Origin of the sequence: Chitinimonas viridis (genome assembly GCF_030409555.1) — a bacterium.
Taxonomy (GTDB): domain Bacteria; phylum Pseudomonadota; class Gammaproteobacteria; order Burkholderiales; family Chitinimonadaceae; genus Chitinimonas; species Chitinimonas viridis.
Map to the genome: position 1 here is coordinate 1 of NZ_JAUFPU010000003.1, position 12,616 is coordinate 12,616.

General features: G+C 59.9%; 12 protein-coding genes. 7 read left to right on the forward strand and 5 right to left on the reverse strand.

What is annotated here, in order from left to right:
- Positions 1-345: 345 nt before the first annotated feature.
- On the reverse strand, positions 346-1,086 hold the full coding sequence (locus QWZ03_RS02830) for a DUF695 domain-containing protein (RefSeq protein WP_290331352.1): 741 nt from the start codon (positions 1,084-1,086) through the stop codon (positions 346-348).
- Between the two features lie 53 nt (positions 1,087-1,139).
- Positions 1,140-1,526 (reverse strand): DUF423 domain-containing protein, encoded by a 387-nt coding sequence (locus QWZ03_RS02835; RefSeq protein ID WP_290331353.1) that lies wholly within the window; start codon positions 1,524-1,526, stop codon positions 1,140-1,142.
- A gap of 180 nt (positions 1,527-1,706) precedes the next feature.
- On the opposite strand from QWZ03_RS02835, the gene QWZ03_RS02840 reads away from it, so the two are divergent.
- The 6 genes from QWZ03_RS02840 (at position 1,707) to QWZ03_RS02865 (ending at position 6,826) form a co-directional block, all read left to right on the forward strand.
- Positions 1,707-3,200, forward strand: a complete 1,494-nt coding sequence (locus QWZ03_RS02840) for an AMP nucleosidase (protein WP_284196930.1) — start codon at positions 1,707-1,709, stop codon at positions 3,198-3,200.
- 128 nt (positions 3,201-3,328) lie between these two features.
- On the forward strand, positions 3,329-3,808 hold the full coding sequence (locus tag QWZ03_RS02845; RefSeq protein WP_290331355.1) for a DUF1579 domain-containing protein: 480 nt from the start codon (positions 3,329-3,331) through the stop codon (positions 3,806-3,808).
- A 459-nt stretch (positions 3,809-4,267) separates the two neighbouring features.
- Entirely contained in the window at positions 4,268-5,104 is an 837-nt protein-coding gene (locus QWZ03_RS02850; RefSeq protein WP_284196932.1) for a PA4780 family RIO1-like protein kinase, read from the forward strand.
- Positions 5,105-5,336: 232 nt separating this feature from the next.
- Entirely contained in the window at positions 5,337-5,681 is a 345-nt protein-coding gene (locus QWZ03_RS02855) for an ArsR/SmtB family transcription factor (protein WP_290331356.1), read from the forward strand.
- On the forward strand, positions 5,678-6,160 hold the full coding sequence (locus QWZ03_RS02860; protein ID WP_290331357.1) for an SRPBCC family protein: 483 nt from the start codon (positions 5,678-5,680) through the stop codon (positions 6,158-6,160). The genes QWZ03_RS02855 and QWZ03_RS02860 overlap by 4 nt, the downstream gene beginning before the upstream one ends.
- A 168-nt stretch (positions 6,161-6,328) precedes the next feature.
- Entirely contained in the window at positions 6,329-6,826 is a 498-nt protein-coding gene (locus QWZ03_RS02865; RefSeq protein WP_290331358.1) for a DUF1203 domain-containing protein, read from the forward strand.
- Positions 6,827-6,944: 118 nt separating this feature from the next.
- Here the strand turns inward: QWZ03_RS02865 and QWZ03_RS02870 are convergent, their stop codons facing one another.
- Positions 6,945-7,088 (reverse strand): hypothetical protein, encoded by a 144-nt coding sequence (locus QWZ03_RS02870; RefSeq protein WP_290331360.1) that lies wholly within the window; start codon positions 7,086-7,088, stop codon positions 6,945-6,947.
- A gap of 1,009 nt (positions 7,089-8,097) precedes the next feature.
- Between QWZ03_RS02870 and QWZ03_RS02875 the strand changes: the two genes are divergently transcribed.
- A complete protein-coding gene (locus QWZ03_RS02875; RefSeq protein ID WP_290331361.1) occupies positions 8,098-8,907 on the forward strand; it encodes an alpha/beta fold hydrolase in 810 nt (269 codons plus the stop codon).
- Between the two features lie 97 nt (positions 8,908-9,004).
- Here QWZ03_RS02875 and QWZ03_RS02880 read toward each other — a convergent pair whose 3' ends face one another.
- Both QWZ03_RS02880 and QWZ03_RS02885 read right to left on the reverse strand, forming a co-directional pair.
- Positions 9,005-10,591 (reverse strand): flavin monoamine oxidase family protein, encoded by a 1,587-nt coding sequence (locus QWZ03_RS02880; RefSeq protein ID WP_290331362.1) that lies wholly within the window; start codon positions 10,589-10,591, stop codon positions 9,005-9,007.
- Positions 10,592-10,653: 62 nt separating this feature from the next.
- Complete coding sequence (locus tag QWZ03_RS02885) at positions 10,654-12,585, reverse strand: thiamine pyrophosphate-binding protein (protein WP_290331363.1); 1,932 nt, start codon at positions 12,583-12,585, stop codon at positions 10,654-10,656.
- Between the last annotated feature and the right edge of the window lie 31 nt (positions 12,586-12,616).

A 12,616-nucleotide genomic window follows, 5' to 3' on the forward strand; every position in this document is an offset into this window, starting at 1 on the left:
CGAGGCAGCGCCGATGATAGTGCGGACTACCCGTGTGAAAGTAGGTCACCGCCAGGCTCCCCTTGAAAGCCCCAGACTCAGCAGAGTCTGGGGCTTTTGCTTTGGGGGTTTGGGTTTGGCGATTGGCAGCTGCGTAGGCCCTGTCGGATCTTTGATCTGATCTTCCCGGGCTGAGCTTGACCGCGCTGCAACCGGCAGACCTGACGCCCGGTTGCGAGTCACCATGGCCTTGCTAGTAAGCAGGCTACCGACTCTTGGCCGATTTGGTTAAGTCGGCCATCGAGCGGAGCAGATTACCGGCCTGCCGGTACATGCATTGGCATTGACGGGTTTGTGTCGATGGGTTTAGCGGATAATGACGGATTCCCAGCCGTCATACTCCCCACCGTGTTTGACTGCTAAGTAGAATAGAGGCAGTGTGACCTCATCAATGCAGTTGTAAGCGGGTACATCACTGCGCCAAAGTTGAACGCCGTATTGATCATGATTTTCGCCTGGTTTCGTTATGGTGCGAACCTCATAACCTAACTGGCGTGATTCCATCACGTATAGATCCAATGCATGATTGCTTGGGAAATATGCCCAATGCTCAATCTCTCGAGGGGCTTCGAGTTGATCTCCTTGTTGGGCTAGTGCATCGCATACATGTCGATTCTGCATCGTTTGCTTGTCAGCCTCGGAGGGATAGAGGTAGTCGTGATAAGTTGACCAGTCCGGCTCCTCTCTTGTATCTGCTTGGTATTGATAGCCATCAAATGCGTTCATGCATGTGGCGGTGCGTAATGACCAGTCATGCGCGTCGGTGAGATAGAAAAAGAAGTCGCGGCAAGCATTGGTGGTGCAACGACCCAAATACTGCGTATTTTCATTTACCAAGGTGCTCACCAGATGATCCTCAATGGTCACCAGCACATCGTATTCGGATTGGCTCGAAAGCCCATCTTCACGCGGTGCTTGCATATGGAGTCTGATATAGGCCATATGAGGGTAGTGTGGATTAGGTGCAGCATCGATGGCGCCGAGGTTGACATAGATGGATGCCGGTTTGTCATCGACATTTAAAAAGTAGAAATCCCACGTGCTCATTATGTTCTCCTTAGATGGGTAACATGGTTAGAGCCCTATCGTACCGTCGTGGCTTATTCTGCACCTTGGCTTGAACGGTATGCAGCCCAGGCCAGCATCAGCCAAGCGGCCAGGAGGGCCACGCCACCCAGGGGGGTAATGGCGCCCAGGAGCTTGATGCCGCTGAGCGCCAGGGCATACAGGCTGCCGCTGAACACAATGATGCCGGCCAGCATGCAGTTGCCGATTCGGGCCGTGGCGCTTGGCCCCAGGCGGGATGCCAGTGCACCCACCAGTATCAATCCCAGGGCGTGTAGCTGTTGATAGCTGACGGCGGTCTGCCAGATGGCCAGCTGGGCTGGGCTGAGCACGGCCTTGAGGCCATGCGCGCCGAAAGCACCGGCACCGACGCCCAGCACCATATTGAGACTGCCGGCAATAATCAGTTGTCGCGCATTCATGTCTTGCTGCCTGTTCATTGAGGGATGGCCGCCATGATAAGCCAGTAGAACAGCCCTGCGGCTGCCTGGCAGGCGTGTGCATGGCGCGGTGGTTTGGCTATAGTAGTGCCCTGCGCCTGCCTCTACCTGCGCTATGCCAGGAATGCGCTGCAGGCGACCCACCTTTGAATGTGTGAGCCCATGTCCCATCTCCCTCCGTTTATCGCCCCCAGCCGCTACACCAATGCTGCAGATGCCCTGAAGCAGGTGCAGCGCATCTATGAACACAATCTCAAGCACCTGCGCGAGGCAATGCGTCGCTTTATGGCGGGTGAGCCGCTGCCTGGCCATGTGCGGGCCTGCTATCCCTTTGTGCGCTTCCAGATACGTACGACATTGCGCAACAAGAGCATCGATACCGCCCATCTGAGCTATGGCTTTGTATCCGGCCCCGGCCGCTTCGAGACGACCTTGACCCGCCCCGATCTGTTTGCGGGCTATTATCTGGAGCAGTTTTCGCTGCTGTTGCAGAACCACGACTGCGAGCTGGAGATAGGCACCAGTACCCAGCCCATACCCGTGCATTTTTCGTTTGCCGAGCACGACCACATCGAAGGCAGCCTGAGCCCGGAGCGGCGGGCGCTGATGCGGGATGTGTTCGACCTGCCCGACCTCACTGCCATGGATGATGGCATTGCCAATGGTACTTACGAGCCCAAGCCAGGTGATCCGTTGCCCTTGTCGCTGTTTACCGCACCACGGGTCGATTACTCGCTGCACCGGCTGCGCCATTACACCGGGACGGCGCCTGAGCACTTCCAGAACTATGTGCTGTTCACCAACTACCAGTTCTATATCGATGAGTTCGTGCGGCTGGGGCACGAGGCCATGGCGCAGCCGGATAGCGGCTACAGCGCCTTTGTGGAGCCTGGCAATGTGATTACCCGGCGGGTGGGCAGCGAGGCCCTGCCCGGGGATGCTCTGGGTGTGGCGCCGCCGCGGTTGCCGCAGATGCCTGCCTACCATCTGGTACGCGAGGGGCATGCCGGTATCACCATGGTGAACATTGGTGTCGGCCCTGCCAATGCCAAGACCATGACCGACCATGTGGCTGTATTGCGGCCGCACGCCTGGATCATGCTGGGCCATTGCGCCGGCCTGCGTACCACCCAGCAATTGGGCGACTATGTGCTGGCCCACGGCTATGTGCGTGAGGATCATGTGCTGGATGAAGACCTGCCGCTGTGGGTGCCGATTCCCGCCCTGGCTGAAGTGCAGCAGGCGCTGGAAACCGCTGTGTCGGATGTTACCCAGGCTGTGGGGGCAGAACTCAAGCGGGTGATGCGTACTGGCACCGTTGCCAGTACCGACAATCGCAACTGGGAGTTGCTGCCGGATAACAAACCGCAACGGCGCTTCAGCCAGAGCCGGGCGGTGGCGCTGGATATGGAGAGTGCCACCATTGCGGCCAACGGCTTCCGCTTCCGCGTGCCTTACGGCACCCTGTTGTGCGTGAGTGACAAGCCGCTGCATGGCGAGATCAAGCTGCCAGGCATGGCCAACCACTTTTACCGTGAGCGGGTGGACCAGCATCTGCGCATAGGCATACGGGCCCTGGAGCTGCTGCGCGAGCAGGGCTTGGGCCAGTTGCATAGCCGCAAGCTGCGTAGCTTTGCCGAGGTGGCATTCCAATAGCGCCCTTACCTTGCGCCGCGCTGCCATGACTAGCTAGCTTGCCAGGCGCTTTCCGACCATGGCTTGCTATGCTGGTTCTGGCAGCAGGGTCGCTTAGGCGGCCATCCCTATACCTGAGGAGGTTGACCATGCAGATTGAAGCACAGGACGAGCACCGCTGGTTGTTACAGTTGGTAGGCGAGTGGCGCTATGAAAGTGAGGCCGTGATGGGGCCGGATGAGCCACTGATGAAGTTCCAGGGCGAGGAGACTGTGCGTGCCTTGGGTGACTTGTGGGTGCTGCTGGAGGGGCGCGGCGAAATGCCTGGTGGTGGCATGGCCAATATGCTGATGACCTTGGGCTACGACCCGCAGAAAGGGCGTTTCTGCGGTAGCTGGGTGGGCTCGATGATGACCTATCTATGGGTTTACGATGGCAGCCTCGATAAGGATCGCAGGATATTGTCGCTGGATGCCGAAGGGCCGGATTTTGCCGTGGAAGGCAAGATGGGCAAGTACCGCGATGTCATCGAGCTGCACGGTCCGGATCACCGTACGCTCAAGTCCCATACCTTGGGTGACGATGGCCAGTGGCATTGTTTCATGACGGCAAACTACTGGCGCAAGTAAGCAGCCGCCCATCATCCTGCCGCGTTAGCGGGATGGTGGGCTGGGCGCCTGGGCAGGCACGGAGCACGCCGCCACCCGGCTGATTGGGGAAGACGGCTTGCCGGGGTAAACTTCTTCTTCTGAATCAAGCGCCTGCATGCGCCGGCTTGCTTGCCTTAAGCCTGTGTGTCCAAGGCGCTGTAAGCTGCCTGCTGTGCGGCATTGGCCATGCCGGCCGGCGCTACCTTTGGGCGGATGTGACAGGCTAGTCGTTGATAGTATCGCTGCCAAGTGGCTGGGAGCTGTTAAACTATTGATTCGGCTCGGCTTGAGCCGCTGCCTTCCCGCTTTGCGGTGCGTGCTTTCCCTGTGTGGTGACCGTGCCTGCGCCCCCTGTTCCTGAGTATCCCTATCGGTGTATCCCTACGCGGCCTGACCGGTCGGGGCTTTCTCTCCCCTATCTGGCCTATTGCTATTACGATGAAGACACCCAAAAGACTCCTGCCCCTGGTTGAAGAAGGATTGATAGACGAAGTCATCAGCCAGTTGATGAGTGGCAAGGAGGCGACCGTCTATATCGTGCGCTGTGGCGACGAGATCTGCTGTGCCAAGGTGTACAAGGAAGCCAATCAGCGTAGCTTCCGCAAGAGCGCGTCGTATCAGGAAGGCCGCCGGGTGAAGAACAGCCGGCAGGCCCGGGCGATGGAGAAGGGGAGCCGCTATGGCCGCAAGATGCAGGAAGAGGTCTGGCAGAACGCCGAGGTGGATGCGCTATACCGTTTGTCTGCAGCCGGCGTGAGGGTGCCCAGGCCGAATATCTGCCACGAAGGCGTGTTGTTGATGGAGTTGGTGGTGGACGCGGATGGCAATGCCGCCCCGCGCCTCAATGATGTGGATCTGACCGAGGCGCTGGCGCTGGAATACCATGAGGTATTGCTGCGGGAGGTGGTGCGCATGCTGTGTGCCGGGGTGGTGCATGGTGATCTGTCTGAATACAACATCCTGGTCGGGGTGGATGGCCCCGTCATCATCGACCTGCCGCAGGCTATCGATGCCGCTGGCAACAATAGCGCGGCCGATATGCTGGAGCGCGATGTGAACAATCTGCGCAATTTCTTCGCCGTGTTTGCCCCGGCCCTGCAAGCCAGCCAGTACAGCAAGGAAATCTGGGCACATTACAAGGAGGGTAGCTTGCTGCCCGATGTACCCTTGACTGGCCGGGTAGTGCTGGATGAGCGTCCTGCCGATGTGGACGATGTCCTGCTCCATGTAGAGCGGGCGCTGGAAGAAGACGCGCTGCGGCGTATGTCGTACTAGGCGGCGCTAGCTACCACTTTCTGGCGTTGTTGGGAGAGCTTGCCGTATCCATCACGGCCATCGCTCGCCTAGCAGGAGCCGCCAGGCTGGATTAATGCGGCCCCAGTAGCGCAGTGGGCTGCTGCCGGGGCTGGCAGCGCTTCACTGGCTTTTTTGAGATTAATACTTAGTATTTTACCTAAGTATTTGCTATGGTAGTGAGGCTGCATGGATGAACGTGCAGCCAGGAGGAATGATCTTGTCACATGGCGCTGAGCCCATAGATGGTGTTTTCCGCGCACTGTCCGACCCGACCCGCCGCAGGGTGCTGGAGAGACTGAGCCGTGGCCCGGCCACGGTCAGCGATTTGGCTGCGCCGTTCGATATGGCGTTGCCCTCCTTCGTGCAGCACCTGAAGATACTGGAATCCTGCGGTTTGGTGCGTTCCAGCAAGGTGGGGCGGGTACGCACATACCAACTGGCCGCTGCCCGCTTGCAGTTGGCGGAAGACTGGCTGGCGCAGCAACGGACGCTATGGGAGCGTCGACTGGATCAACTTGACCACTACCTTATGGCACTCAAGGAGAAAAACACATGACCGCAACCCCATGGACCCCGGATCCCAAGCTGGACTTGGTACTGGAACGGGAGATCGATGTACCGCGCGAACTGGTCTGGGCTGCCTGGACCCAGGCTGAGCATATACCCCACTGGTTCACCCCAGCGCCCTGGACGGTTTCGCATTGTGAGATTGATCTGCGCCCCGGTGGCATGTTCAGCACCACCATGCGTTCGCCGGAAGGCCAGGACTATCCCAATATCGGTTGCTATCTGGAGGTTGTGCCCTGCCAGCGCCTAGTCTGGACCGATGCCCTGCTGCCTGGCTACCGACCGGCGGCGGAGCCCTTCATGAGCGCCATGCTGTTGTTGGACGAACTGCCAGGGGGACGCACCCGTTACCGGGCCGTGGCCATACACCGTGACGAAGCCGGTAGGCAGCGACACGAGGAAATGGGCTTTCACCAAGGATGGGGCACGGCGCTGGATCAATTGGTGGCCTACGCCAAGCGGATGTAAACCGCTGCAGTGATCCTCCAGGCCCAGCCTTTGGCTGGGCTTTTTTGTTGGTAGCGCTGGCGCAGCGAGTTGCCTGCGACTCAGCAGGAATCGGGTGTCGGCTTGGGTACAGGCAGCCTACCTTGTCTGCATTGCGGCCCGTTGGGCCCGTCATGAAGAGGGAGCACCATGTCCATACCTTATCGTATCGAGCCCATCAGGGCCGATTTTCTGGCCCGTGCACGCATGCATGGCCTGGATGATCAGCAGCAGCCGGTGGAGTACCATCAAGCGCAGGGCGGGGAGCCCTGTCGCGACGTGCTTAGACGTGCCCACCACGGTGAGGCGTTGATACTGGCCAGCTATTGCCCTTTCAGCCTGCCGGGGCCATACCGCGAGTTTGGCCCGGTCTTTATCCTGCGGGATGCGAGCCCGGTCGCCGCCAGTGTCCAGGCGCTGCCGCTGGCGCCTGTAGCGGACTACTTCAAAGACACCCTGGTGCTGCGGGCCTATACGGCCAGCGAGCGCATAGTTGATGGTTTGGTGGTCACGGCAGGGGACGCAGAGGAACGCTTGCAAGGGCTGTGGGCCAGAGATGAGGTGGCGTTTGTGCTGGCCCGCTTTGCTGGTTACGGCTGCTATGGCTGCCGTGTGACAAGGACTGACCGCAGCTTGGTGGCGGGCTAGCTTCTGGTGTGCGTGTTGCAGCGTGCACAGGGCCGAGCTCAGCTGCCAACCAGCTCAAGCCGTAGTACAACACAGTGTACTGCGGCTCGATGCACGAACGGTTTACAGGCTTATACGGTCACTTGGTGGCAGGCTTGTTCAGTGGTGCCTGGCTAGGTTTGGGGCTGGAGGGAGCCTGCCGGGTAGTGGTGGTGTTCTTGGGCTGCTGAACCGCGGTTTTCTTGATGTCGCTACTCGGGTTCTGAACGCTGGGCTTTTGCATGATGTCGTCTCCTGAAGGCTTGGCTTTCCGCAAGATGCGGGGTGCCAAGGTGGGTGCAACATTGTCACCATGGTCGCCTCGGCCCCAGGCGTCGGTACGCTATCGCACTTTTAACGACGATGGCCGTGTTTGGTGGCCTGGTCGAGGTGCTTCGATCTTGCCTATCACCAAGCCTCTGACAGCCCCGAAATCGAGCTCAGCGGGTTAGCGCACCGACATGAACGATACGGCGCTCTAATGTTAGCCGGCATTACTCTCGATATGCCCAAATCTTGTGGCGTGAGAGTCACTTAGCTGAGGTCTTTATGAACAAGCAAAATGGCACCCGTATGATTGCTGCGACTGAACAGGCCAAGCAGCATACGCCAGCGAGACTAGCGCTGCTTGAATCCACACAGTATGTGGCCGCACACGCTACCCCCGCTGCACAGCAAGAGGTCGGTAGAGGGCGTGATGTCATGGGGGAGCAAGCAGATATCTTCGCTGTAGCGCTGCCCTACCAGCAGTTTGTTGCCTTCTACAGGGCGCTCTTCCGTAATACCTTGCAGCACCAGATGAAAGCGATAGAGCGAAGCGCAGCCCACTATTCTCAAGCGCTACATGGCTATCTTGAGGTGTGTCGCCTTGGGCTTGCCAGCCCGAGGTATGGCCTCGAACCTCTACGGCATGCTGGCATCAGTGCACGCAAGCCCACCAATCCCGCTTTGCTCCTGGCAAAACGTGGGACTGCCGAAACGGGCAGGCACAGTGGCAAGGTGCGTAGCCACCGGGCTTAGGCTTGCTACTAGGGAGCCGCGTTCATCCGTCAATCTGGCCTAAACAGACACTGACCATTGCACCGGATGTGTGTGGCGGTATGAAGCGATGCAGGGTGCTTATCAATCTATGGGCGCTGCGCGCCAACACATCTGGGTGGCCTTGTATACCGACAGTATGCTGTTCGCTAGCGCACAGACTTTGACGTGACACTGCAGCCATTGTGGGTAATCAACCTTGGTGGAGGCATGTCATGAATACGATAAACACGGCGGATGGCACCACGCTGTTCTTCAAGGATTGGGGTCAGGGGCAGCCGGTGTTGCTGTTGAGCGGTTGGCCGCTTTCAGCGGATAGCTGGGACGACCAAGCGTTGGTGCTGGCGGAGGCAGGCTACAGGGTGGTTGCCTATGATAGGCGCGGGTTTGGACGATCTTCGCAACCCTGGTGGGGTTATGACTACGACACCTTGGCCGATGATCTGTGTTCGGTGATGAGCCAGCTTGATCTAAAAAACGTGACACTGGTTGGCTTCTCGATGGGGGGCGGTGAAGTGGCACGCTATATGTCACGCCATGCGGGCAAGTCAGTGGAAAAAGCGGTGCTTATTTCTTCTGTCGTACCCTTTATGCGCAAAACTCCGGACAATCCAGAAGGCGTGGATGACGCTGTCTTTGATGAGATGAGCGCCCTTATTCGGGCTGACCGCCCTGCCTTTTTTGAAGGCTTTTTCAAAACCTTCTTTGGCAAGGGCCAAGTATCACAAGCCACCCTGGATTGGGCACAAGGCATGGCCATGCAGGCTGGTTTGAAGGGGACGCTGGCATGCGTGAGATCCTTCGGCACGACGGATTTTCGCGAGGATTTGTCGGCATTCACGGTACCCGCATTGATTATCCATGGAACAGAAGATCAGACAGTGCCGATAGCGGTTTCGGCACGTGCTGCGGCCAAAGCCATGCCCTCGTCGGTTTTGCTGGAATACGAAGGTGCGGCTCACGGCCTGTTCGTTACCGATAAGCAGCGACTGAGTCGTGACTTGCTGCAATTTCTGCGTGAGTAGCGGTTGTCGGCCTGTGTCGGCTGGATTGCGGCACCTGGTGTTGGAAAAAGGCCTGGGTATGTCCCAGGCCTTTGTTTTTCGTGCCAGCCAGTAGCGTTTAGTAAGCCATCCGCTTCAACATCATCTCGGCGGTCTGCAAGGCACCCTCCACCCAGCCTTGGGCATCAGAGTAGGCTTCGCCGCAGATGTAGAGCTGGCAGATATCCAGTGGCTTGATGATCTGCTTCTTTACCTCCCAGCTCTTCACGCCGATATTCCAGCTGTTCCAGCCACCGCCAAAGGGGTCGTCGCCCCAGTCGCGGAAGGCGGCATTGCGTACCTCGGGGGTGTAGTTGAGGCCGTGCATGGTGCCCAATTGTCTGGCGACTTCGGCCACCATCAGGCGGGGGGCCTTGTACTGGTGCCAGGTGGATTCGGTCTGGCTGGCGGTGGCTTCGCCCACAAAGGGATCGGCCAGCGCGGCGACTTCCTGGCCGCTGCGCTTCAGCTGATGCCGCTGCGGGCGCAGTCCGTCCCAGAAGCCGGTATTGGTGCCGTCATCGTAGCTGGCCAGCAGCATGGCGCGGCCGGATTCGGCCGGTTGGCCGTCGCTTTGTGGCCAGTAATAGGTTTGCCGTACCGGCAGGTCGGTGACCGAGCGGCCCGCCTGCACCGGTACGTAGACGTTGTCGCTGTTGGTATAGCCGGCGGCGCGCCACCAGGGGTTGTTGTAGGTGGTAAACAGCTTGAACAACGGCCTGGGGGTGACGCTGGAGGTCAGGCGCTGGATTTCCTGCAGGATGGGGCTGGTGGCGGCCAGCAGATCGATGGCGCGGCGCGGCATGGCCAGGATGAGCTGGTGTGCCCGGATGACCTTGCCCTCGACGGCAAATTCAAACACCTCGTTTTCCCACTTGAGCCGCGACGCCGTGGCGTTCAGCCTGATCTCGCCACCGGCATGCTGGAACAGCGCCGCAATGGACTTGGGTACCTGCTGGAAGCCCTTGCAGAAGCCCTTGTATTGCGGGTCGATGCCAAAGTCGGAGAGATACCAGGGGATGGCATCGGCCGCGTTCCAGTTGGACAGGGTGGAGTTGTAGCCGCCTGCATCCACCCCCAATTGGTAGGCCTCGCTGTCTATCACCCGCAGCAGCACGTTCCAGAAACCCTGCTGATAGAGTGGCAGGCCACCGAAGCTGGCTTCTTGTGCCATGGTGCGGCGCTGCTCCTCGGTCAGGTCGGGGGCGGTAATGCCGGGGACGATCTGCTCGATGGCATTGAGGATGATGCTGCCTGCAGTGGCTCCCCTATCGAGGAAGGACAGCTGGTATGGCACCTTGTCCGGTTGGCTGGTGAAGTCGCTCAGGCGTAGATAGACGCCACGCAGATAGGCCAGGTTCTGGTCCTGGTCCACCGGGAAGGGATAGGTTTCGATCTGCTCGTGGGGGGGCAGCGACTGGTTGAGTTCCGCGATCAGTGCCGTAATCAGTGGTTGTACCGCGGGCAGAATGCGCATGCCGCCCAGTTCGGCCACCATATTGGGAATGTCGGGCGGCTGTACCGATAGCAGGCGGCCGCCGACATGGTCGGAGCTCTCGAACACGACGATCTTCTTGCCAGGGTGGGCCTGCTTGAGCCGCCAGGCGCTGTAAACCCCAGAAATCCCTGCGCCGATGATGGCGATATCTACGGTTTCGTTAGCCATGATACTGATCTCCTTGGATTGAATAGGCGCCTGCTGCCGGGCGCCCTGTTATTGCCTGTGATTTAGAAGAGGATGGGTATATTGGGCTGCGCACTGCCGGGCTCGCCCTTGAGCAGGCCTTTGCCGGCCGGCTGATGGAAGCTGTCCAATGGTGGTTGCCCCACATAGCGGGCCAGGGCCATGCGGTTGGCTTCGGCCAGTGACGGGGTGGTGGGTGTGTTCTGCGCCGTGCGCATATCGAGGAGGTAGGACTGGCGGGTGTGCAGCACATGATCGATGCCGCGCCGCACGGCAGCCCGGACGTGCTCGGGCAGGTGTACTACCTCGCCGCCCAGTTCGCCCAGCGCCTTGGCCATGCCGACGAAATCGGGGGCAGGGCCGCGGATGCGCAGGTAGTCCGGGTTGTCGGTCTTGGGCGTCCAGCCATAGCCCGGTGCCGAGCCATAGGCCTGGATAACCTGTTGCAGCCCTAGCTGTAGCGTGTGGTACTCGTGGTTGTTGGTGATGATGTAGAGCACGCCCAGTTGGCGATGCGCTGCCGTCCACCAGGTTTGCGGATAGAACAGCGAGGAGCCATCGCCGGTAGCCGATACCACCAGTTGGGTCTCGATATCCTGCCAGCCGTTCTGTTCCAGCTTGATGCCCAGCGTGGCGGGCATGGACCAGCCCAGGGAGCCGCCGCCCACGCAGTAGTAGCTGATGGGTGCGCCCCCCTCGGTGCCGAAGGGCAGCAGGTACTGGAATGGCGCTGGATCGGACACTGCCTCGTGGACGTAGACGAACTTCTTGTCCAGGCCGCGTTCGCTTATCTCCTGCCGCAGGGCGTCGGCAATCACCACGGCCCAGATTTCCTTCTGCTGCATGGCTTGGGCCAGGTATTGATCCCACGATACCCGCCGTGCGGCATCCAGCTCGCGCAGGTGCTGATTGCGTTGTGCGGCGGCGGCTGGCGCCTGCGGGGCGATCAGCGCGTTGATCAGGGGCAGGGTGGCCTTGATATCGCCCAGGATGGCGGCCTCGCCGTAGTAGTTCTTGCCGATGTCCCAGGTGTTGTTGGTGAGGTAGACCTGGCGCACATGGGGGGGTATCAGCGCCCCCTGGGTGTATTTGAACACCGTGATCTGGGCCTGGTTGCTGAAGCCGCAGAGGAAGGCCACATCGTGGCCTTCGAATACCTGCTGCATGGCTTGCTGGCTGCCCGGTAACTCACCCTGCCAGTGGTAGTCGTTATTGGGGAAGTTGGCCACGCTGCTGAAGGTCTGCAGCAGTACCGGCGCGCCGATCAGCTCGGCCAGCTGCTGCATCTCGGGCCAGGCATTGGCATAGCCCACGGCATCGCCACCCACGATAAGGGGATTCCTGGCCTCGGCCAGCAGGGTGGCCACCTGGCGTATGGTCTCCGGGTCGCCGGTAAAGTGCGGCGAGATGCGGGTGACACCGGGCACTCGGTCATGGTCACCGATGCGGCGCATGGTGAATTCCCAAGGGATGGCCACGAACACCGGGCCGTTCGGGGGGGCCATGGCCTCCTTGAAGGCGCGCTGCAGCACCATGGGCAGTTCTTCCGGGGTACGGACTTCGTGTGCCCATTTGGTGTATTGCTTGGCCAGGTCCACCAGGTTGGAGGCCAGCAAGGGCTCCTGCGTGACCAGCTCGTTCTGCTGCTGGCAGCAGAGTATGACCAGCGGCACCTGCGAGCGCGCAGCGTTGAACAGGTTGCCTATGCTGTGGGCGATGCCAGGGGTGACATGCACCACCATCACGCCGGGTTTGCCTGTCATGCGGGCAGAACCCATGGCCGCGCCGATGGCAATGTTCTCGTGCAGGCACTCGATGTACTCGACCTCGTTCTCGGGGTAGGCGGTGCCGTCGATGATGGGGATTTCATTGGTGCCCGGCACGCCAAAAATGTAGTGGATGCCCAGCTCACTCAAGATATCGAACACATAGTCCCTGGCCCAGCGGGGCTGGCCAGCTGTTGTTGCCGTTGCCATACATCCTCCGTTTGCTTGTATTGCCTATCGG

Coding starts and splice junctions, on each gene's coding strand:
- QWZ03_RS02830 (WP_290331352.1), bottom strand. CDS start 1,086: ATGAGCACGTGGGATTTCTACTTTTTAAATGTCGATGACAAACCGGCA.
- QWZ03_RS02875 (WP_290331361.1), top strand. CDS start 8,098: ATGAATACGATAAACACGGCGGATGGCACCACGCTGTTCTTCAAGGAT.
- QWZ03_RS02850 (WP_284196932.1), top strand. CDS start 4,268: ATGAAGACACCCAAAAGACTCCTGCCCCTGGTTGAAGAAGGATTGATA.
- QWZ03_RS02835 (WP_290331353.1), bottom strand. CDS start 1,526: ATGAATGCGCGACAACTGATTATTGCCGGCAGTCTCAATATGGTGCTG.
- QWZ03_RS02885 (WP_290331363.1), bottom strand. CDS start 12,585: ATGGCAACGGCAACAACAGCTGGCCAGCCCCGCTGGGCCAGGGACTAT.
- QWZ03_RS02845 (WP_290331355.1), top strand. CDS start 3,329: ATGCAGATTGAAGCACAGGACGAGCACCGCTGGTTGTTACAGTTGGTA.
- QWZ03_RS02860 (WP_290331357.1), top strand. CDS start 5,678: ATGACCGCAACCCCATGGACCCCGGATCCCAAGCTGGACTTGGTACTG.
- QWZ03_RS02840 (WP_284196930.1), top strand. CDS start 1,707: ATGTCCCATCTCCCTCCGTTTATCGCCCCCAGCCGCTACACCAATGCT.
- QWZ03_RS02865 (WP_290331358.1), top strand. CDS start 6,329: ATGTCCATACCTTATCGTATCGAGCCCATCAGGGCCGATTTTCTGGCC.
- QWZ03_RS02855 (WP_290331356.1), top strand. CDS start 5,337: ATGATCTTGTCACATGGCGCTGAGCCCATAGATGGTGTTTTCCGCGCA.
- QWZ03_RS02880 (WP_290331362.1), bottom strand. CDS start 10,591: ATGGCTAACGAAACCGTAGATATCGCCATCATCGGCGCAGGGATTTCT.
- QWZ03_RS02870 (WP_290331360.1), bottom strand. CDS start 7,088: ATGCAAAAGCCCAGCGTTCAGAACCCGAGTAGCGACATCAAGAAAACC.